The organism is Serratia sp. CoH_134_PS_4 (assembly GCF_058190535.1).
This window is the reverse complement of sequence record NZ_JBXWKI010000001.1, coordinates 490,265-512,128: the sequence shown is the minus strand read 5'-3', so window position 1 is coordinate 512,128 and position 21,864 is coordinate 490,265. Positions and strand designations below refer to the sequence as shown.

The following is a 21,864-nucleotide window of genomic DNA, read 5'->3' as shown; positions in this document are numbered from 1 at the left end:
GCTTGCAACCGGTTGAATTACGGTACACTTTCCCCTGACATAACCGATCAGTAGCGTGACTCACAGTGGCATAACCGACCAAAGCGCTTTATACTCAGCGCACCCATTTACCAACATTATAAAAAGGAGGATTACTATGCCGATGTGTGAATTGTTTTTTTACTCACACTTCTATAGTAATTGCCGCTGCTCAAGCATTACCGGTATCGTGCTGCGATAACCCAGGCTTGAGCGAAGCTTACTAAAATTTGAGTCCCTTCCCTCCGGCTTACCGGGTTATCGTCAGCGATGTTTGACGATAGGCATTTGCATGCCTGTAACTCTTGAGTAAGCAATGAGCACATTATTATCTGCACAATCTGTCGGTTTCGACAACGCGTTCGGCCCTCTGTTGGTTGAGGTCTCCTTCAGCCTGAAAAAAGGCGACCGCATTGGTTTAATCGGCCATAACGGCTGCGGCAAAAGTACCCTGTTGAAAATCCTTAGCGGTGATCTGTCTGCCAGTACCGGCAGCGTGACGCCTGCCCATCAGTGCCTGATGGCACGGGTAGAACAACACCTGCCTGATGAACTGCACAGCTGCACCCTGCTCGAGGCAGTACTGGCGCGATTGCCAGAAAGTCAGCGCGTCAGCGAAAGTTGGCAGGGAGAAGTCCTGCTCACCAGCCTGGGTTTTGCGCCACCGTCATGGACGCTAACCGCCGGCACCTTGAGCGGTGGGCAGCATACTCGTCTGCTGCTGGCACGCGCGTTAATCCGCCAACCGGATCTGCTCCTGCTGGATGAACCCAGTAACCATCTGGATCTTCCCACCTTGTTGTGGTTAGAGCGTTTTTTGCAAAACTGGTCTGGCAGTTTTGTTCTGGTATCTCACGATCGCTACCTGTTGGATCAGGTCACCAACTGCACCTGGATCTTGCGTGACAAAACACTGCAATTCTTCCGCTTGCCATGTACTGCAGCGCGCAAGGCGTTAGAGGAACAGGATGCTGCAGATGCGCATCGCCGTCAGGCGGAACAGAAAGAGATCGACCGGGTCGCCAAAAGCGCCCATCGGTTGGCCGTTTGGGGCAAGGTTTACGATAATGAAGACCTGGCTCGCAAGGCTAAACAAATGGAAAAACGCGTTGATCGGATGAAAGAAGAGCAAACCACGTTGACGGCGGGCAGCCAATGGCGGCTTAAGCTTAACGGTGAGGCGCTGGATGCCGATCGCCTGCTGGCTTTGCCGCAGTTGGACGTCCGTCCGGCCGCTGATGCGCCGGTGCTGTTTCACCTGGCGCAGCTGCGGGTCAAAAGCGGTGACCGTATTGCCATCGTCGGGCGTAACGGCTGCGGCAAGTCTTCACTGCTGCAGCACCTGTGGCGGGAATACCAAGGCGCGGCCAGCCAGGACGCGGTTTTCCATCCTCGGGTACGCATCGGCTATTACGATCAAAGCCTGCAACAGCTGCGCGATGACGACACGCTGAGCGAAGCATTGACGCATTTCGCGCCGCTAACCGAAGAACAGCGGAAAATGGCCCTGATTGGTGCCGGCTTCCCTTATCTGCGCCATCAGCAACGTATCAGCACGCTGAGCGGCGGTGAGCGATCGCGCCTGCTGTTTGTCGGGCTGACACTGGCTAACCATTCTTTATTGTTGCTCGACGAACCGACCAACCATTTGGATATGGAAGGTAAGGAAGAGCTGGCCGATACCCTGCGCCAATTTGAAGGCGCTGTGATGCTGGTCACTCACGACCGGATGTTGATCGAAAACAGCTGTAACCGTTTCTGGCTGATTGATAACCAGCAGTTGGAAGAATGGCACGATCTGGAGCCGGTCTACGCACGAATGGCCGAAGAACGTGACGCTCAGCCAATGGCAGCGCCAGACCGGGTTCTCACCGCCAGTGAGTTACGCCATGATGACGAAGAAATGCTTCTTGCGACGTTGTTTGAAGTGGAAAACAAACTGCAGGAGGATCTGGCGCGTAAGCCAAAGCATCAAAAAACGCACTTGCAGCAACAGTGGCGCGAGGAAATCGCCATCCTCACCGCCCGGTTGAATCTGGACTAACCTTCACAGGCCGCCTATCGGCGGCCTTTTTCTTTTCGGTGGTGATATGAATCTTAATCTCCGGCTGGCAACCCGTGAGGAACGGCCACTGCTGGCGGCCATGCTGCCCGACTACCTGCGAGAGTTGGGCGCCGATGTGGACTACCCGCATTTGTCACATTATTGGCGCGAAAGCGGCCGGTACCCGTATTTGATTTTAAATCAGTCGCAGCCAGTGGGGTTTGCGTTGGTCCGCACGCTGGATCCCATCCCGACAATGGAAATGGCAGAGTTCTACATCACCAAACCCTGCCGCAAATACGGTATGGGTAAAACGGTTGTGCAAACCTTGTTCAGGTTGCATCCGGGTCACTGGCAGTTGTCAGTGCTGGCAGATAATCCCGGTGGCCTCGCATTTTGGCTGTCGGTGGTCCCCCCGACAGCCTACCGCGCGTGGATTGAGCAACCGAGTAATCGGCCTCATTGGCGGCTGACATTCTCGGTAGGTATGACGCCCTGATAACCCCAGGCACGCAAGAATAGATCAATCGTGGTCGTCGCCAATACGTGCAAATGCGCTTTATCCGGTATGTCATCAGTCAGCAACGCCGCAGGTAATGGGTACCCCATCACCGCTCCCAAAAACGCTTTGGCCTGAAGTTCAACGTTTTTAACTTCTATGGCTCCTCGCTGTTGAGCCTGTTGTAATAATGTGACCAATCCTTGCAGTACGCGCCCAGAATCGCGTTGCTGCAACGTCGCGTATAATTCCGGCCGCTGTTGTAACAGTTGGATCAACAACCGATGAAAGTGGATGTTTTTGGTTTGGAAAAAGTGATCCTGCACCACCGTCGCAAAACGCATCAGGACCAAGTGAAGATCTTGCGTATCGCCTGCCAGAATTGCATTGATTGGAGGATGCATCATGTCCTTCATGTAATTGAAGGTCTCCAGTACCAGTGCATCTTTTCCGGGGAAATGGTTATACAACGTTTGCCGCGTGGTACCGGCCTCGGTGGCGATCACATCCAGCGAAATATCCAACCCCTGTGTCAGAAACAACTCGCTGGCAGCGGCTAATATTCGCGGTTTAGCCTTCATCGGGCGCCCTGGTTGGCGGTTGTTCATGGTGAATTTACTCCTGCCCCGCAGATATCGTTACGAAAGGATTATTTTTTACTTTTTATGCGTGCTAGCCCTTGTTTCACCAGCACAAAAAACAACGGCACGAATAACAACGCCAACAGTGTGCCAGAAATCATGCCACCGATCACCGCAATGCCTATTTCACGACGGCTTGACGCTCCGGCACCGACCGACAAGGCCAACGGAATGACCCCTGCGACAAACGCCAGTGACGTCATAACGATAGGACGTAATCGCAGACGCGCGCCTTCAAGTATCGCTGCCAGCAGTGTTTGCCCCGATTTCATCTGCGCTTCCGCAAACTCAATAATCAGAATCGCATTCTTTGCCGACAATCCGATAGTGGTCAACATGCCCACCTGAAAATAGATGTCATTTTCATAGCCTGCCAGCCGTGTGGCGAGCACAGCACCGACAATACCCAAGGGGATAATCAACATTACAGCAATTGGAATTGACCAGCTTTCATACAGCGCTGCCAGACACAGGAAGATAAACAGTACAGACGCCAGGTAAATCCACAGCGTTTGGCCCGCAGCCACCTGTTCTTGGTAGGATAAACCACTCCACTCCAGTCCAAACCCCGTTACACTGGCAATAATACCCTGCATCTGAGCCATGGCCGTGCCCGAGCTTTCGCCTAATACAGAGGAACCCTGGAGTTGAGTCGCTGATAGCCCATTGAAGCGTTGTAGCATTTGCGGACCGGAGAGCCAGCGCGTGTTAGCAAAACTGGCAAATGACGCCATGCTGCCGCTGCTACCGCGCACAAACCACTGATTAATGTCATCAGGTGCAGAACGAGAACTGGCCTGACCTTGCATATAGACGCGCTTCACCCGCCCACGATCGATAAAATCATTGATATAGGTGCCGCCCCAGGCTGCAGACAAAGTGTTGTTTATATCCGCCTGCTGCAACCCCTGTGCGCTCGCCTTTTGCTGATCGACATCTACCTGGAGCTGTGCTTTATCTTCCAGACCATTCACCCGCACCGCGGTCAATAAGGGATTATCACTGGCAGCGGTAATTACCTGCTGCTGCGCCAATTGCAGTTCATCATGGCCCGCATTGCTTTGATCTTGTAGCCATAACTCAAAGCCACTGGATTGCCCCAGACCGCGTACCGCTGGCGGAGACAGAACATTGACCTGTACATCCCGGGCGCCTTTAAAATGCTGGTTGGCTCGCGCAATGATCGCTTGGGCGGTGTTCTCGTTGCCATTACGCAAATCCCAATTTTTTAACTCCGCAAACGCCATGCCGACATTCTGGCCACTCCCCGCGTTGTTACGCCCGACCACCATAAAAATAACGTTCAGGTTGTCTTTTTCTTCGGTCATAAAATAGTCGGCAATGCTATCTGCAGCTTGCTGTGTTCGCGCCATTGGCGTACCGGGTGGTAACGTAAATTGTATCATGACAGAGCCCTGATCCTCGACCGGCAGGAATCCCGTGGGCATGCGGAAGTACTGCCATATCATCACACCGGCAATCAGTAACGCCACCAGGCTGTAAAGCCCTTTATGTGCCAAAATATGCGTCAACCCACGACCATACCCCTGTTGGCTACGATCGACGACACGGTTAAAACGCGTGAAAAACCAACCGCGCTTGTCATGGGAGGCTGGACGCAGTAAACCGGCGCACAAGGCGGGCGTTAGCGTCAACGCGACCAACACGGATAACACCATGGAGGAAACGATGGTAATCGAAAACTGGCGGTAAATAATCCCGGTGGAGCCACCCAAAAACGCCATAGGAATAAACACCGCAGACAGGACCAGTGCAATGCCGATCAACGCACTGTTGATCTCACCCATCGAACGCAGCGTCGCCTGCTGCGGAGGTAATGCGTCCTCTTCCATCACCCGCTCTACGTTTTCGACAACCACGATTGCATCATCAACCAACAAGCCGATCGCCAACACCATGGCAAACAATGTCAGGGTATTAATGCTGTAACCTAGCAGCGCCAGAATGCCGAATGTCCCTAGCAAGACGACTGGCACGGTGATCGCCGGAATCAACGTGGCGCGCCAGTTCTGTAAAAACAGGTACATAACGACCACAACCAAGATGATGGCCTCGATCAACGTCTGCACCACACCTTCGATCGAAACAGTGACAAAAGGTGTACTGTCGCGCGGATAAGCGACTTTCAGTCCGGCAGGAAACTGCGGAGTCATGCGTTCAACGTCGGCACGCACGCTTTCCGCCACGGTCAGCGCGTTAGCACCCGATGCCAACTGAATGGAAATACCGGCGGCCGGATAGCCGTTTAAGCGGGTTTGGTTCTGATAATTCTCTGCGCCTATTTCAACCCGTGCAACGTCCCGTAGATAAACCGCCGAACCGTCTGTGTTGGTACGCAAAATAATGTTGCTGAACTGTTCTGGCGTTTGCAGCCTGGATTGTGCCGTAACGGTGGCGTTCATTGCCTGGCCAGGGAGTGTTGGGAGCGACCCCAGCTCACCGCTAGTGACCTGAGCATTCTGCGCCTCTACGGCTGTTTGAACGTCTGAGGGCATCAGTCCGTAACTGCTTAACCGGAGCGGATCCAACCAAATGCGCATGGCATATTGCGCACCGAACACCGTCGTCTCACCCACTCCATCCACCCGACTCAGCGGATCCTGCAATGCACTGACAAGATAGTCATTGATATCGACGTTATCCATTTGCCCACTGGTATCGTACAACGCCACCACCATCAAACTGTCGCCTTGTGACTTGGTAACGGTGATCCCCTGCTGTTGCACTTCCTGAGGTAAACGTGAATTAGCCTGGTTCACCGCATTTTGTACCTGAACCTGCGCTATATCCGGATTGGTTTGCTGATCAAAACTCAGGCTGATGCGTGCCTGTCCGGCGGAACTGCTGGTTGAGGAAAAATAGAGCAGCCCATCAATCCCCTTGATTTGCTGCTCTATCACCTGAGTCACACTGTCTTCCACCGTTTTAGCAGACGCCCCGGGATAGTTGGCCGTCACGGTAACACCTGGTGGAGCGATATCCGGGTATTGTTCCACCGGCAGCGTCAGCAATGCCAGAATGCCCGCAGCCATAATGCAAATAGCCAGAACGGCGGCAAATACAGGCCGAAAAACAAAGAAATGCGCCAGCATGGCTTAATCTCCTCTCAGGATTAAACGGATAAACGGCATTTGGTGCTGTTTCGGGAGGTAACGCGGTATGGATAACTGAGAAGGGATCTTCATCACACGCACCACCGTTTCATTCAATTTATTTACTTTACTGTAAAGTAAATAAATTGAATGAACAATAGACCCAACAATATAATCGGCGGTAAAACGTTCTACTTTACAGAAGAGATCTTCGTGACAATGTCACTTAAACAAATGATGCAGGCTGCTGCCGAGCACTCACCGGGAAGCAGCCAATGGCGTGTATACGCCAGGGGAACGCGGCCTCAAATACCGGGTTTTGGCTTAATGGGTTCCACGTGCCCTACTGCCCGAGAAATCGTCGGATAGCGTGCGCGCAGTTGGCGCTCGATGCTGTCTACCGCTGCATGAGCTGACACAATGGAGGCCGCCGGGGATACCCGACAATGGAAATTGACGATGATACCGCCGGTGGTTTTACGGGCGCGAATATTATGCACGTCCTGCACCATGTCTCCACCCTCCACTACCGTTTGCAGTATCTGACGAATATCGGCCAGTTCATCCGGTGCCACGTCCTCGCTGGCAATCCAGTGATGGGTTTGGGGCTCCAGGTGCGTTTCAATCTCTGTCTCTTCACCAATCGCCTGTCGTAGCAGCGTTTCGATTTCGCTGGCGATGTCGTGTGCCTGCGCCACACTGGCGCTGGCCGGGACCGCCAGATCCATGCTGATCGACATCCGTTCGGGCAGTTGTTGTAGCGCCAGATTTTGCACCACGGCACCGTGGTTGGCAGCAATCACCCGGATGCGGGTCGCCATGTCTTCGTCACTGCGGGTTTGTGGGTTGGCAATCACCGTGGCTTCGGCATGTGCGTACTGCTGTTCCAGGCGTTCTGCAATAGACTGTTTTAACGCGTTAATGCGCTCTAACGGCAAAGTACGACAGACGGCGACAGTGACTTCAATGAACAAGCTGGCCCCTGCGTTACGAATACGAATACTCTCGGTTGCCAATATTGCTGGGAAGGTGTCGAGCAATGCGCTGATTTCTTCCTTGGCGCCGGCGGGTGCCGTGTCCATTAACGAATCGAAAGAGCGTTTTCCCAGTTTCAGCGCCGCGACCACAATAAAACAGGCGACGATCAAGGCTGCAATGGCATCTGCACGGTTGAAACCCAACAGAACAAAAACCATCCCCAACAGCACAACGGCGGAAGCCAGCATATCGGAGAAAAAATGCAGCGCATCGGCTTCCAATGCCGCACTGTCAGTGGCTTTTGCCACACGGTTCAATGCCTTAACACGGAAAAAATCGACCAGGATAGAGATCAACAGCACGGCGATCACCACGGGCGCTGCGACGATTTCATGGGCGTCGCCCAGCAGGCTTTTGCCCGCTTCATAAACAATCCAGCCTGCCGCCCCCAGTAGCAGCAGCACTTCAAACAATGCCGCCAGGTTTTCGACCTTGCCGTGGCCAAAATGGTGATCATCGTCGGCAGGTTTATCGCTGATACGTACCGCCAGCCAGGTAATGCTGGTGGCAACAAAATCGGTGAGAGAGTGGATCCCTTCTGAAATAAGGCCAATACTCCCGGTAAAAATACCGGCAGTAAATTTACCGACGGCCAATAGCCCGCTCGCTATCATGGAGTTTCTGGCAACGGATTGCTTTTCATTTTGCATATTACGACTCACATTCAAATGGGTAATTCATTTTTTTATTTTAGTAGACCATTGCCAGACAAAAGCAACCAGCAGCATAGTACCCGAGAATGTCAGCATTAAACTAGAAAGGAATTCTGATTTTCCGGTTGAATAAAAATAAATCTCATTCACACCAACAGAGATCATCAAAATGGCATAAAGTAAGCCAAGAATAGAAATAATCATTATCGTTATACTCCATAAAGCCGCATCCTGCGGTCAGCATTTAAGCGCATCCTCCCCGTCGTAAATAAAGCACGTCGAGGAGGATGCATCCAGGCGGATCTTTAGCGTTCATTAATCATCCCATTTAGTGCTCATATAGGCAGCTAGCAAGCCCAGCGAGCTGATAACACTCAGGAATCCTACAAAGATTGTCATGTTTCCCATTATTTCTTCCTCGGTTAGTTATTATCGATAAATGCCTCTTTAATTAAAAAGCGGATGGGGTCATTGCTCATGGATATTTACGCGCCTCCTGTTTTGTCAGATAAAATTCCCGCTCCGGCAGAGACACGGAGCGGATACGTGTTTAAATCTCCAGAATGTACTGGGCGATTTTGAAATAAATAATCAAACCGGTGCCATCAATAAAGGTGGCAATAAACGGCGCAGAGACCACCGCGGGATCAATACCCAGGCGTTTGAGCAGCATGGGGATAATCGAGGAAACAATGGCGCTCCAGACGGTGATGGCGACCAATGACAGACTGACCACCAATGTCACGTCCATCCCTACGCCCATAATCCAGGCCCGCACCCAGGCAGCCACGCCAATGGTGATGGCGATCAGCAGCGAGGTGGATACCTCCTTGCGGATTACCGCCCCCAGATTGCGCAGGCTCACCTCGCCCAACGCCATGGCCCGTACCAATGTAGACGTGATTTGAGTACCGCTGTTACCGCCGGTGCCGATCAGTAATGGGATGAAAAACGCCAATGCGATAGCGGCTTCCAACTGCTCTTCAAACGCCTTTAATACATTACCGGTATAGGCTTCTGCGACAAACAGCATCAGCAACCATACCGAACGCTTGCGCCATAACGCCCAAGGGCTGGTTTCCAGATAAGGTTTGTCCAGTGGCAGACTGGCACCCTGACGCTGTGCATCCTCGGTATTTTCATCTTCGATCAGCCGGGCAATTTCTCGTTCGCCCAGCACGCCCACCAGCGTATTATTCGCCACCACCGGTACCACATCCAAGCCGCCCTTAGCCAGTAAATGAGCGACATCATTACGATCGTCATCGGGGGAAACCTGGAAATAGCTTTGGTTGATCATCACCCCAACGGCTTTATCATGATCGTCGCACTGCAGGAGTTTTTTTACCGACAATGTGCCACGTAAATGATAATCGTCGGCGGTAACAAACAACTGCGTCGGAATTTCTTCGGTTTTAAGTTGCGAAAGAAAATAATCTTTTGCGTTATTAACCGTCATATTGCCGGGGATAGTAATAAAATCGGCATTCATATAGCCCGCGACCGAAGACTCATCATGAGTTTCAGCAGAGGCAAGCGCCGAGGATGGGTGATTTTGATGTAACTTCATTATGTTAGTCCCTATTTCTGTTTGAACTTCAACAGCGAATCGCATAGGGGCGTTAACCACAGAGGGAGTGCAGACAGCCTATCTCCGCGTCCAGGTTTTAGCACTATACAACGTATCTGATGTATTCATCAGAAGTTACCTTGGGCTGAACCTTAATCCGATAAAGCCTGTCTTAACCTTGGGCATCTCTCGATGTCGTCAGATCAGTAACCTGTGTTTGTATAGGAGCCTCGCCAAACGAGATACTGCATATAAACTACGGGGGCAGTATAGGCGCGGTTTTTTATCGATGAGGAAAAAGTTGGCTAACCGTTTATGAAACATTTAGAAAAAAGTTTCGCGACAAAATAATAAATGCGGGCCAGTACCCTCCCGGCCCACGCGTTATTCTGTCGTTAATGAGCGAGAATATACACATTCTTGTCGTACAGCGGCCCCTGCCGGGTAAAGTCGATACCTTTCACATAGGGTTTGACCAGAGTGGCGTTCGCTTCGTAGTAAACCGGTGCCACTGGCGTGTCTACCGCCAGCACGTCTTCAGCCTGTTGGAAATAGCGTTGTACCTGCTGTGGCGTCTGCGCCGCGGTCGCCTGGTGTAACAAACGATCGTAATTTTCGTTGGCATATTTGGCTGAATTTTCACTGCTGGTAGCGCGGAACACGTTCAGGAACGTAGACGGATCATTGTAGTCTGCCAACCAACGGCTGAAAGCCACGCTGTACTGCCCATTGTTGATATTGTCCAGCACCACCTTCCGTTCCTGGCTCTGCAAGGTGACGTCCACACCCAGGTTCTTTTTCCACATCGCACTGCTGGCGATCACTATTTTCTTGATGGTGGCATCGTTGCTGTACAGCAGCGTGAAACTTAACGGATGTGCCGCATCAAAGCCCGCTTCCGCCAATAGCTTTTTCGCCTGTGCGATACGCTGTTCGCGTGGCCACCCGGCCTCTTGGCCCGCTTGCAGCGTAAAACCACCGGCACCGGTTGGCGTAAACGTCCAGGCCGGCTGTTGGCCATAGCCCAGCACTTTGGTGGCTATGATCTCTTTATACAGCGCCAGATTTAATGCCTGACGCACGCGGACATCATTGAAGGGAGCCTGCCGGTTGTTAAAGGCAAAGTAACTGGTCGACAGCAGTGGATAGGTGATCAACTGTTCATCACCCAGGCTATTTTTTAACTGCTGGTACAATTCCGGCGGCGCACTGTAGCCCAATTCAATTTCGCCGGCTCGGAAACGTGCCACTTCAGGGAACCCCTGTAACGGCAGGAACGTCACTTTATTGAGCACCGTGCGGGCGTTATCCCAATACTGGCTGTTGCGTTCCACCACCACTTTCTCATTCACGACCCACTGCGTCAGGCGGAACGCCCCGTTGCCAACAAAGTTCTGCGGTTGAGTCCAATTTTTGCCGTATTTCTCCACCACGTTTCGATTCACCGGCAGCACAGGAAAATGCACTAACTGCTTAAGCAGATAGGAGTTTGGCTCAACCAATGTGACTTGTAGCCTGTGTGCATCCAACGCTTTCACACCCAGCTCGGTTGGCGGTTTGCTGCCGGCGTTAATCTCTGCCGCGTTTAGCACATAGGCCGACGCCAAATAGCTACCATAGGGGGATGCTGTTTTGGGATCGGTGAGGCGCCGCCAGCTGTAGACGAAGTCATCGGCCGTCACCGGATCGCCGTTTGACCATTTGGCTTCCGGCCGCAAATAGAATGTCCAGACATTGCCCTGCTGCACCCATTTTGTCGCCAGCGCGGGGATCACTTCACCGTTTTTACCCACCCGCAGCAAACCTTCAAAAACGTCATTGAAGATATAAAACTCTACGTTACTTTCTGCCAAATTCGGATCAAGCGTTGCCGGCTCATAACCATTGGCCCGGACCAGTTCCTGTACGGTGGCCAGTTGAGCCCCTGCAGGCACGTCGGCGGCGTTAACCGGCACCATCGCCTGTAAAGACAAGATGATTAGACCGGCTAATCCGTTAAGTTTGAATGAATACTTCACGTCGATATCCCTTATTGGTGTTTTGTCGACGTATATATACAGTGAAGCAGTTGAATAAATTAAATGATTAAACGCTATGACTCATAACCAAATAAGCGCGTACCGAACAACATGAATTTCTTTCACAATCAATCGAATATCTGCTGCGCTGGTGAGCCTGTTTGATACTGGTCGAGACGGCGGTTGGCGCTTCCCCATGGCAGCGGGGATCATTGTGATCAACGAAAAGAACAGCGTGGCTTCCGGCGCGTTCTTCAGCTAACGAATACGTCGCGCACGAATTGAAGATGAGGGTTTGAACATAATAAATACTGATGAGAATCAGGTATCAAGGCAGATTATTCAGGCTGAAACTTAATTTTTCCTTAGGATGAGATAATTAGTGAGCAAAATCTAAAAATAAATTAATACGAATCGTTTTCACTATCATTATTAATGTTCTTATATACAATCAGGGCAGCCCAACGCCCGTTAGGCACATTTCGCTTTTATTCTCTGCACTCTCTTAATAAGGATGACTGTATGAAGCTGCGTTTCTCTTCTCTCGGCCCGATTGCCTTGTTGGCATCGTCCATGATGCTGGCGTTCTCGGCCAATGCGGCATCCCAGGATGACGGTATCGTTATTTATAACGCGCAACACGAAAACCTGGTGAAATCCTGGGTTGACGGCTTTACCAAAGACACCGGCATAAAAGTGACCTTGCGTAACGGCGGCGACAGCGAATTGGGCAACCAACTGGTGCAAGAAGGCACCGCATCCCCTGCCGACGTATTTCTGACGGAAAACTCCCCTGCGATGGTGCTGGTAGACAACGCCAAGCTGTTCGCTCCGCTGGACGCAGCAACACTGGCGCAGGTTGAACCGCAGTACCGTCCGCAGCACGGCCGCTGGGTTGGCATTGCCGCCCGCTCAACGGTGTTCGTTTACAATCCGGCGAAACTGACAGAGGCACAGCTGCCTAAGTCCCTGCTGGATCTGGCCAAGCCGGAATGGAAAGGCCGCTGGGCCGCGTCACCTTCAGGTGCTGACTTCCAGGCTATCGTCAGTGCATTGCTGGAGCTCAAAGGCGAAAAAGCCACGCTGGAATGGCTGAAAGCGATGAAGACCAACGCCACCGCCTATAAAGGTAACAGCACCGTGATGAAAGCGGTCAATGCCGGCCAAATCGACAGCGGGGTTATCTATCACTATTATCCGTTCGTCGATGGTGCAAAAACGGGCGAAAACAGTAAAAACATCAAGCTTTACTATTTCAAACACCAGGATCCAGGCGCGTTCGTCAGCATCTCTGGTGGCGGTGTGCTGGCATCCAGCAAGCACCAAAAACAGGCACAGGAGTTCGTTAAGTGGATCACCGGTAAAAATGGCCAAGAGATTCTGCGTACGAACAACGCCTTCGAGTATGCCGTCGGTGTTAATTCTGCCTCCAATCCAAAACTGGTACCGCTGAAAGAACTGGATGCACCAAAAGTTGACGCTTCGTCGCTGAATGGCAAAAAAGTGGTCGAGTTGATGACCGAAGCCGGGCTACTGTAAGCCGGTTTATCAGTACAGAGAGCTTTCAACCCTATGTCGAATATAGGTTTCAACGCCACGGGCTCAGCCCCGCGGTACGCTTCGACCCGGCGTCATCATCGGCCCGGGCTGTTTATCGTGGCAACGGCCATTTTACTTTCCCTGTTGGCGCTATTGCCGCTGGGGTTTGTCATTAGTGTGGCGTTTGAAACCGGCTGGCAAACGGTTAAAGCTCTGGTATTTCGCCCCCGCGTGGGCGAATTGCTACTCAACACTCTGCTGTTGGTGATCTTCACCTTACCCATCTGTGCACTTCTTGGGGTGACGCTAGCCTGGCTGACTGAACGTTCGACGTTGCCGGGGCGCCGCATCTGGTCTTTATTGGCGACAGCACCGCTGGCAGTACCCGCCTTCGTGCAAAGTTATGCCTGGATCAGTTTGGTGCCTTCAATGCACGGACTGGGCGCGGGTGTCTTTATTTCTGTGCTCGCCTACTTCCCGTTTATTTATCTGCCGGCCGCCGCGGTTTTGCGCCGCTTGGATCCCGGTATTGAAGACGTCGCCACCTCGTTGGGTAGTCGGCCATTGGCTGTCTTTTTCCGCGTGGTGTTACCGCAGCTAAAACTGGCCATTTGGGGCGGATCACTGCTGATCGCACTGCATTTACTGGCGGAATACGGCCTGTACGCCATGATCCGTTTTGATACCTTTACCACCGCCATTTTCGATCAATTCCAGTCTACCTTTAACGGCCCGGCCGCCAACATGTTGGCGGGTGTGCTGGTGCTGTGCTGTCTGGGGCTGCTGCTGCTGGAGGCCGCCAGCCGTGGTCGGGCGCGTTATGCCCGCGTCGGTTCTGGCAGTGCCCGCAGCCAGACTGCGTATCGACTTGGCAAAATGGCCACCCTATTCGGCCTGCTACTGCCAGTGTGCCTCACGGCGCTGGCACTGGGCGTTCCCTTTATTACGCTAGCCCGATGGCTGGCTCTCGGTGGGCTTGACGTGTGGCGTAACGCCGAGTTATTGCCGGCCTTGCTGCAAACATTGTCGCTGGCCGCCAGCGGCGCATTACTGATCACCTTGTGCGCCATTCCTATGGCCTGGTTGTCGGTACGCTACCCGGCGCGGCTCTATCGCGTGCTGGAAGGCTGCAACTATGTCACCAGTTCACTGCCCGGCATTGTGGTCGCGCTGGCGTTGGTGACCATCACCATTCACAGCTTCCGCCCCATTTACCAAACAGAAATTACCTTGCTGCTGGCCTATTTATTGATGTTTATGCCACGGGCCTTGATCAACCTGCGCGCCGGTATTGCTCAGGCGCCGGTCGAGCTGGAAAACGTGGCACGCAGCCTCGGGCGCTCACCGGCTCAAGCGTTATGGAGTACCACGCTGCGCCTGGCGGCCCCGGGTGCAGCCGCCGGGGCGGCGCTGGTGTTTCTGGCCATCTCCAATGAGTTAACCGCCACTCTGCTACTGGCACCCAACGGGACGCGCACGTTGGCGACCGGTTTCTGGGCATTGACCAGCGAGATCGACTATGTGGCGGCAGCCCCTTACGCTTTGATTATGGTGGGGCTGTCTCTGCCATTGACCTGGCTTCTTTATTCTCAATCCAAACGCACGGCGGGATTATGAGTACGCTTGAACTACACGGCATCAGTAAGTCCTATAACGCAGTTAAGGTGCTGGAGCATATTGATTTACAGGTCGAAGAAGGCAGCCGTACCGCGATTGTCGGCCCTTCGGGCTCTGGGAAAACCACGTTGCTGCGCATCATCGCGGGTTTTGAAGTTCCGGATAACGGCCAAGTGATGTTACAAGGCCAGGCGATGGCCAACGGCAACGGTTGGGTACCGGCACACCTGCGTGGCATTGGCTTTGTGCCACAGGACGGCGCGTTATTCCCACACTTTACCGTGGCAGGCAATATTGGATTCGGTCTAAAGGGAAGCAAACGCGACAAACAGTTGCGCATTGATGCATTGATGGAGATGGTGGCGCTGGATCGCCGCCTTGGAGCACTGTGGCCGCACGAGCTGTCCGGCGGACAGCAACAGCGGGTGGCCTTGGCACGTGCATTGTCTCAGCAACCCAAACTGATGTTGCTCGATGAGCCCTTTTCCGCGCTCGATACCGGCCTGCGCGCCGCGACCCGCAAAGCCGTGGCCGAGCTGCTGGCCGAAGCCAAGGTTGCGTCGATTCTGGTGACCCACGATCAAACCGAAGCCCTGTCATTTGCCGATCAGGTCGCGGTGATGCGTAATGGGCGTTTGGCGCAGGTCGGCCCACCACAAGATCTCTATCTGCGACCGGTGGACGAGCCGACAGCCACCTTTTTAGGGGAAACGCTGGTGTTGTCCGCAGAGCTTGAACAAGGCTGGGCCGATTGCGCTCTGGGCCGAATTGCCGTGGACGATTGTCAGCGCCGCGGGCCTGCGCGCATTATGCTGCGCCCAGAACAGATCCAAATTAGCCAGTCTGTGTCACAACAGCAGAGCCAGGCGATCGTGACCAGCATTGATTTTGCCGGTTTTGTCTCGACCTTAAATCTGCGCATGACCGGCAATGACACGGCTATCGAGATTAAAACCGTCAGCCGAGAAGGCATTCGTGCCGGTTCCCACGTCAGCCTGAGTATCATCGGTCAGGCGCACATCTTTGCCGAGTGATGCCGTAGTGGGCGAGTTATCGCCCGCTACCCTGCTGGCCATTTGAGTCGTCTCAATGATCTTCTGCTCTGCCCGCAGCAATGTCGGCACGCAGGCCAATACGGAAAAACCTATCGCAGCCATCACTTAGTAAAACCCCTTCTATCAACTACGATTAATCTGTGACCGGTGTAATCATTCATCCGTCCGGAGATAACCCACAGAGGATTATCATAATTATTCATGCTGTTTGAGCCGCTTCTCTTTAACGCGGCTAAGAAAGGTTAATTATGGCACGTACTACCCCCCTCGAACGCTACCGCAACATCGGCATTTCGGCGCATATTGATGCCGGCAAAACCACCACGACCGAGCGAATTCTGTTTTACACCGGGGTCAGTCACAAGCTGGGCGAAGTGCACGACGGCGCAGCCACCATGGACTGGATGGCACAGGAACAGGAACGCGGTATTACCATTACCTCGGCAGCAACAACCTGTTTCTGGAACGGCATGCAGCATAATTATCCGCAGCATCGTATCAATATCATCGACACCCCAGGCCACGTGGACTTTACCATTGAGGTCGAACGTTCCATGCGCGTGCTGGACGGCGCGGTCATGGTTTATGACTCGGTGGGCGGTGTACAACCGCAATCAGAGACCGTTTGGCGTCAAGCCAATAAATACAAAGTGCCACGTCTGGCGTTCGTCAACAAAATGGACCGCGTCGGTGCGGACTTTTTCCGCGTACGTAAAATGATGATCGAACGTCTGAAGGCCAATCCCGTGCCGATTGTCATTCCTATTGGCGCCGAGGACCACTTCACCGGCGTGGTGGACCTGGTACGCATGAAGGCCATTGTGTGGGACGAAGCGACGCAAGGCATGAGCTTCAGCTTTGAAGAGATCCCCGCAGAACTGCGCGACATTGCCCAAGAGTGGCGAGATAAAATGATCGAAGCCGCCGCCGAAGGTTCGGAAGAACTGATGGATAAATACCTTAATCAGGTGCCGTTGAGCGAAGAGGAGATCGTTCGTGGCCTGCGTCTGCGCACGGTGGCGGGTGAAATCCAGCCCATGCTGTGTGGTTCAGCCTTCCGCAACAAGGGCGTGCAACGCATGCTCGACGCGGTGATCGAACTGATGCCTTCGCCGCTCGACGTTCCGCCCATGGAAGGCCACGATGAGCACGACAAGATTGTTATCCGCCGAGCGTCCGATGACGAAAAGTTTTCCGCGCTGGCGTTTAAACTGATGACCGATCCTTTTGTTGGCCAACTCACCTTTGTGCGGGTTTACTCCGGTGTACTCACCAAGGGCAGCAGCGTTTATAACCCGATCAAAGGCAAGAAAGAGCGTATTGGTCGCATCGTGCAAATGCACGCCAACGATCGCAAAGATGTCGAAGAGCTGCACGCCGGTGATATTGCCGCCTGTGTGGGACTCAAAGACGTCACGACCGGTGACACCCTGTGCGATCCTAACGCCATCATCACGCTGGAAAAAATAGTGTTCCCAGAGCCGGTGATCGCACAAGCCATTGAGCCAAAAACCAAGGCCGATCAGGAGCGAATGGGGATTGCGCTTCAGCGGCTCTCCTCCGAGGATCCCTCTTTCCGCGTGCGCACGGATGAAGACTCCGGCCAGACCATTATTTACGGCATGGGCGAATTGCACCTGGAAATTATCGTCGATCGCATGCGGCGCGAATTTGGCGTGGCAACCACCACCGGCAAACCGCAAGTGTCTTACCGTGAGACGATACGCAAACGCGTGACCGACGTAGAAGGTAAATTCGTGCGTCAATCTGGCGGCAAGGGGCAGTACGGCCACGTGGTGTTGACGGTGGAACCCAATGAACCGGGTAAAGGTTTTGAGTTCATTGATGAGATAAAAGGCGGCGTTATTCCGGGGGAATTCATTCCGGCGGTAAAAAAAGGCGTACTGGAAGCACTGAATAATGGCGTGTTGGCCGGTTATCAGGTGGTCGATGTTAAGGTGCACCTGACCTTCGGTTCATACCACGACGTTGACTCTTCAGAACAAGCGTTCCGCATGGCGGCGATCTTTGGCTTCAAAGAAGCCTGCCGTCAGGCAGACCCGGTAATCCTCGAGCCGATTATGTCGGTAGAAGTAGAAACGCCAGAGGACTACGCCGGCAGCGTGATGGGCGATCTGTCGTCTCGGCGCGGTTTGGTGCAAGGGATGGAGGACCTCCCGGGCGGCGGCGGCAAGGAAATTCACGCCAAGGTGCCGCTGTCCGAGATGTTTGGTTATTCAACTACCCTGCGCTCAATGTCGCAGGGCCGCGCGACTTACACGATGGAGTTCAGCCACTACGCTGAAGCCCCCCATAATGTGGCCGAAGAGATCATCCACCACAGCAAACGCTAAAATCCGCACCTGTCGTGTCCCCACGGCAGGTGTTACTCCTTCGCAGCCAGTGACACCACCACCGGCTGCGGCTTAATCCGCATCGCGTACACCACGCCAATCATCAGGCAGGCAATGCCACCGACGGTCAATAACGGCGGCCACGCCTGACGCAGCATAAAGGTATAGGCGAGCCCTGCCAGAATTTCGAATACGATCAGCGGCCCCACCAACACCGTCGGCAGACGCTGGCTCGCTTCATTCCAGCACAGTGCGCCAATCCACGAGCAGAATATGCCAATAACAAGCATCAAAGGAATAAACAGTTCCGGCCTTGGCCCAAACGGCAATGCAAACGCCGGTTGGGTCATCGCCAACTGGCCGCAAACCAACACGTAGCCCACTAACGCCAGCGGTAACGTCACCAGCCCCTGCGCCGTCGCCCAGGTTGCAGGCCTTTGATTTGGGTTTTCTCGTAACCAGCGGGCATTGCGCAGCGGGAACCAGGTCCAACATGCTACCGCCACTAATGCCAGCCCCAGGCCACTGGTATAGCGCCAGACATCGACAGGTGCCTTATTGCCTTGCAGCTCGGCAACGTTAACCAGTGCCAACCCGCAGGCGATCAACAGCAAGGCTGGCGTGAGTTTACGCCATGAAAGTCGCCCATCCTGTTGGCTGTAAAACAGATTGGCAGTGACCGAAATCACCACCGGCAACGTGCCGATAATCATGGTGGAAACCGGTGCTCCGGTACGTTGTATCGCACTGGCCAGGCACAGGTAATACAACAAGTTACCTATCGCCGTCAGTTTTAATGCTTCCCACCAATCATTACGGTGTAACTTTTTCAATCGACGACGATCAAACCAGGCCAGAGGTAACGCAATCAGGCCAAAAGCCAGGTAACGCCCGGTGGACTGCAATGCCGCAGGATACTCAGGAATTAACACGGGGCCGACAAAAATCAGCCCCCACATCAGCCCAGCAGACAAGGCAAATAACACACCAACAAACATAGTGACTCCGTCAACAACCAGGTACAGCAGCCTGAACCCGTGAATGATATTGGGTGTCAGCCTAATCGACCCGTCAGGGGGAATATTGTAGCAAATTGCTGTTTTACTCACTTTTCGTAGGGATGGGGAAATTCTGCTGCAACGTTGAACGTCTGCAACTTAAGTCCACTCTTGCCATTTAATTGCATAAAAACACGGCCCATTTAAAAAGCCTGCATTGTATGCAGGCTTTCCTTTGGTGCTGGCAGAAATCAGTGCGTCACGCCTGAGTCAATGTTTTTACTCCCACGCGCTGATAGCAAAGGTTCCCTCAGGTTTCACTGGCAAATACTTTTCATAGTAACTTAGGTAATTCTTAACCGGATCAACATCTTTAAACTGTTCTGGATAAAGTGACTTTGCAATAAACTGAATCATGGCAAAATCAGAGAGCGTTCTTGATGCACCTTGATACACACCGAAGAGTTGCTTATTTTTAATGGCTGGCAAAGAACTCCACCCCTGGCGTGTAGAGAACCCAATAAGTTGTTGAATTGATATGTTTTTATCAACACCCACACCCATCGAAAGCGCTGAGGCAATCTTGTTGTTTTCTCTTCCTGAGATGAAAATAGCATCAGGCTTCGAAACGAGAAGTTGTTCTGGATTAATCACGCCCCACCACTCAAAAAGCGGTTCAGCGATATTGTCTGCCCCCGCAAGCTTCAGCATCGCTCCCCACATATTCTTACCGTAAGTGAAGGAGTAATCATCAGGACCTTTATTGCCAAACTCGATATAAACTTTGGGTTTCTTTAATCCTGACGCAGCCACTCTACGTTGTACATCGGCAATGTTATTAGCGTATAACGCTGACAATTCCTGAGCGCGTTTTTCTTGCCCTGTCAGTATGCCAAATATTTTTGTTGAGCTGACATGTCTTTCTACAGTTTGCGCATTGTAGTCTACCACGACGACCGGAATGTTTAATTCTTCAAGGCGAGAGACTTCATGTTTAAGAGCAACGTATTGCCACTCTGCCAAAATAATAACGTCGGGTTTCAATGATATTATATTTTCGAGCGAAATATTATGCAGGTCCACTTCGCCAATATCGGCGATACGGGCCAGCGATGGCATATGCTTAACATACATATTCCAATTCGCAGGGACTTTCCCTCGCCAGGCCTCACGAGAAATACCAATGACGCGTTCGTACGCGGCTTCCCCGCCGACAGCCATGTAGTCTTCAAAGTAAAACCCCAAGATCGCCCTTTTGACGGGGGTCTCAAGCGTAACTTGCCGCCCCAGGACATCCGTTAATGTCGTGGTGGCAGCATTTGTGGTGCCAGACAGGGTTAACAAAAGGGTAAAGAACGTACAGCTTATGAAGTTTCGAACGCCCATAAAATAGCAATCCTCAGGAGTTGGGGTTGTTCTAATAATTTTTCATTTCATTATTCTGAATGCAAAAACGCAAATGATAATAATTTCCATTAAGCTTTATATCAACCAGAATCGCTGTGTCTATTCACGGTTAGAGGTAAAATTCTGCGCGTGACAACCCCTTCAGCATGACTCGCCAGATAATTTTGCTAATGCAGCATAAAAAAAAGAATTATAACGTTAACGGAAAATACATTTTGGACAGAGAACAATCAGCATTCGCCTACTTAGCTTAATGTCGGTGGTAATGACGGAAAGGGTATTAGGCCACGCATTGCCCCTATTTATTGCGCGTTATTCGGTGCCCTTCATCTGACGCATCTTGTGGCCCCTCTTTTCAGCGGCCTCCAACTTGTTTTTGATAGCGGACAGGAGTGACACCGTAACGATTAGCAAAAGCCCGCGTCAAATGCGCCTGATCGGTTAATCCCGTTGCCGCCGCGACCTGTGCCGCAGGTATACCGCGCCCCAACATCTGTTTGGCCTGCGACAAACGGATTGCCATCAGCATCTGCTGGGGAGATACATGGTATTCGGCTTTGAATTTACGCAGAAAATGATAGGGACTGAGAGACACCAACGATGCCAGTTGGCCCAATGTAATCGCAGCGGAGAAGTTATCGTGCAGGTAACTTTTGACGATATCAAAACGGTGCGTCGACTCGGCCTTCAACGATCTTGATACCTGGATATGAGGGCGAAAAACGGCGACGATCTGCAATAACAAACTGTCAATCGTAAGCGGGTCATCAGTTTGCCACAGGGCGGCCAGCATGGCGGACAGTTGCCGCGCCGCTAACGGATCCTGGCGGACCGCATCGGTAAACCAAAACCCCTGCTCACCTGACAATAGCTCCAGCGTCGCCGGCTCCAGATACAGCATGCGGTAATTCCAGCCACCGACGGTTTCCGCCTGGCCGGTATGCAGTTCGTCGGGGTTCATCAACACCAGTGAACCCGGCGCCGCCACATGTTGCGCGCCACGGTAACGGAAACGCTCAGCACCAAAATCGACGGTCCCGATGGCAAAAGCGTCATGCGAATGCGGTTCAAAGGCATAGCGTTCAATATGGGCATGATAAAGTTCTACACCCGGCACCTGCGGCAAACGCCGAAACTGTGCGCTGTCCTTTTCAAAGGGAAACGCTAATGGAACACCCTGCACCGTACCGTCCTGCTTCAATGTTGCTGATGCCGATATGATAGTCAACACAACGGGTTTTGAGTAGTGCAATGCCCGGTACTCTGGACGCTGCGGCTCATTCAGCGTAGGGTATTTTAC

16 protein-coding genes and 1 riboswitch are annotated in these 21,864 nt (G+C 52.6%); of the genes, 6 read left to right on the top strand and 10 right to left on the bottom strand.

From position 1 onward, the window contains the following. The first annotated feature begins 334 nt into the window (after positions 1 to 334). The gene (locus tag AC2FCQ_RS02415; protein WP_490307478.1) at positions 335 to 2,062 is read left to right on the top strand and encodes an ABC-F family ATP-binding cassette domain-containing protein; all 1,728 of its coding nucleotides are present in this window, start codon (positions 335 to 337) and stop codon (positions 2,060 to 2,062) included. Between the two features lie 46 nt (positions 2,063 to 2,108). Further along, positions 2,109 to 2,561 carry a GNAT family N-acetyltransferase gene (locus AC2FCQ_RS02410; RefSeq protein ID WP_490307477.1) on the top strand — a complete coding sequence of 151 codons (453 nt, stop codon included), beginning with the start codon at positions 2,109 to 2,111 and terminating at the stop codon, positions 2,559 to 2,561. On the opposite strand, the gene AC2FCQ_RS02405 is transcribed toward AC2FCQ_RS02410, so the two are convergent. The 7 genes from AC2FCQ_RS02405 to AC2FCQ_RS02375 all read right to left on the bottom strand — a co-directional run bounded on the left by AC2FCQ_RS02405 (position 2,522) and on the right by AC2FCQ_RS02375 (position 11,594). Then, positions 2,522 to 3,169 carry a TetR/AcrR family transcriptional regulator gene (locus AC2FCQ_RS02405; protein ID WP_490307476.1) on the bottom strand — a complete coding sequence of 216 codons (648 nt, stop codon included), beginning with the start codon at positions 3,167 to 3,169 and terminating at the stop codon, positions 2,522 to 2,524. The two genes, AC2FCQ_RS02410 and AC2FCQ_RS02405, sit on opposite strands and share 40 nt — an antisense overlap. Before the next feature lie 41 nt (positions 3,170 to 3,210). Next, positions 3,211 to 6,315 (bottom strand): efflux RND transporter permease subunit, encoded by a 3,105-nt coding sequence (locus AC2FCQ_RS02400; protein ID WP_490307475.1) that lies wholly within the window; start codon positions 6,313 to 6,315, stop codon positions 3,211 to 3,213. Positions 6,316 to 6,620: 305 nt separating this feature from the next. Continuing rightward, positions 6,621 to 8,003, bottom strand: coding sequence for a cation diffusion facilitator family transporter (locus AC2FCQ_RS02395; RefSeq protein ID WP_404759571.1), 1,383 nt, complete (start codon positions 8,001 to 8,003; stop codon positions 6,621 to 6,623). Positions 8,004 to 8,030: 27 nt separating this feature from the next. Next, a complete protein-coding gene (locus AC2FCQ_RS02390; RefSeq protein WP_037415475.1) occupies positions 8,031 to 8,210 on the bottom strand; it encodes a hypothetical protein in 180 nt (59 codons plus the stop codon). 111 nt (positions 8,211 to 8,321) lie between these two features. After that, positions 8,322 to 8,414: a protein MgtS gene (gene mgtS, locus AC2FCQ_RS02385; protein WP_147284273.1), complete on the bottom strand. Its 93-nt coding sequence runs from the start codon at positions 8,412 to 8,414 to the stop codon at positions 8,322 to 8,324. A 142-nt stretch (positions 8,415 to 8,556) separates the two neighbouring features. After that, complete coding sequence (gene mgtE, locus AC2FCQ_RS02380) at positions 8,557 to 9,621, bottom strand: magnesium transporter (RefSeq protein ID WP_209633571.1); 1,065 nt, start codon at positions 9,619 to 9,621, stop codon at positions 8,557 to 8,559. Between the two features lie 30 nt (positions 9,622 to 9,651). Further along, positions 9,652 to 9,825: riboswitch (M-box (ykoK) riboswitch) on the bottom strand. Between the two features lie 146 nt (positions 9,826 to 9,971). Next, on the bottom strand, positions 9,972 to 11,594 hold the full coding sequence (locus tag AC2FCQ_RS02375; RefSeq protein ID WP_490307474.1) for an ABC transporter substrate-binding protein: 1,623 nt from the start codon (positions 11,592 to 11,594) through the stop codon (positions 9,972 to 9,974). 522 nt (positions 11,595 to 12,116) lie between these two features. Between AC2FCQ_RS02375 and AC2FCQ_RS02370 the strand changes: the two genes are divergently transcribed. The 4 genes from AC2FCQ_RS02370 (at position 12,117) to fusA (ending at position 18,159) form a co-directional block, all read left to right on the top strand. Further along, entirely contained in the window at positions 12,117 to 13,133 is a 1,017-nt protein-coding gene (locus AC2FCQ_RS02370; RefSeq protein WP_490307473.1) for an iron ABC transporter substrate-binding protein, read from the top strand. Between the two features lie 33 nt (positions 13,134 to 13,166). Further along, the gene (locus AC2FCQ_RS02365; protein WP_490307472.1) at positions 13,167 to 14,750 is read left to right on the top strand and encodes an ABC transporter permease; all 1,584 of its coding nucleotides are present in this window, start codon (positions 13,167 to 13,169) and stop codon (positions 14,748 to 14,750) included. After that, positions 14,747 to 15,784, top strand: a complete 1,038-nt coding sequence (locus AC2FCQ_RS02360; protein ID WP_490307471.1) for an ABC transporter ATP-binding protein — start codon at positions 14,747 to 14,749, stop codon at positions 15,782 to 15,784. The genes AC2FCQ_RS02365 and AC2FCQ_RS02360 overlap by 4 nt, the downstream gene beginning before the upstream one ends. A gap of 269 nt (positions 15,785 to 16,053) precedes the next feature. Then, the gene (gene fusA / locus AC2FCQ_RS02355; protein WP_209633578.1) at positions 16,054 to 18,159 is read left to right on the top strand and encodes an elongation factor G; all 2,106 of its coding nucleotides are present in this window, start codon (positions 16,054 to 16,056) and stop codon (positions 18,157 to 18,159) included. A gap of 32 nt (positions 18,160 to 18,191) precedes the next feature. On the opposite strand, the gene AC2FCQ_RS02350 is transcribed toward fusA, so the two are convergent. The 3 genes from AC2FCQ_RS02350 to AC2FCQ_RS02340 form a co-directional block, all read right to left on the bottom strand. Next, complete coding sequence (locus AC2FCQ_RS02350; protein ID WP_209633580.1) at positions 18,192 to 19,157, bottom strand: DMT family transporter; 966 nt, start codon at positions 19,155 to 19,157, stop codon at positions 18,192 to 18,194. A gap of 279 nt (positions 19,158 to 19,436) precedes the next feature. Beyond that, positions 19,437 to 20,543 carry an ABC transporter substrate-binding protein gene (locus tag AC2FCQ_RS02345; protein ID WP_490307470.1) on the bottom strand — a complete coding sequence of 369 codons (1,107 nt, stop codon included), beginning with the start codon at positions 20,541 to 20,543 and terminating at the stop codon, positions 19,437 to 19,439. Positions 20,544 to 20,919: 376 nt separating this feature from the next. Further along, positions 20,920 to 21,747, bottom strand: coding sequence for an AraC family transcriptional regulator (locus tag AC2FCQ_RS02340; RefSeq protein ID WP_209634212.1), 828 nt, complete (start codon positions 21,745 to 21,747; stop codon positions 20,920 to 20,922). Positions 21,748 to 21,864: the final 117 nt, after the last annotated feature.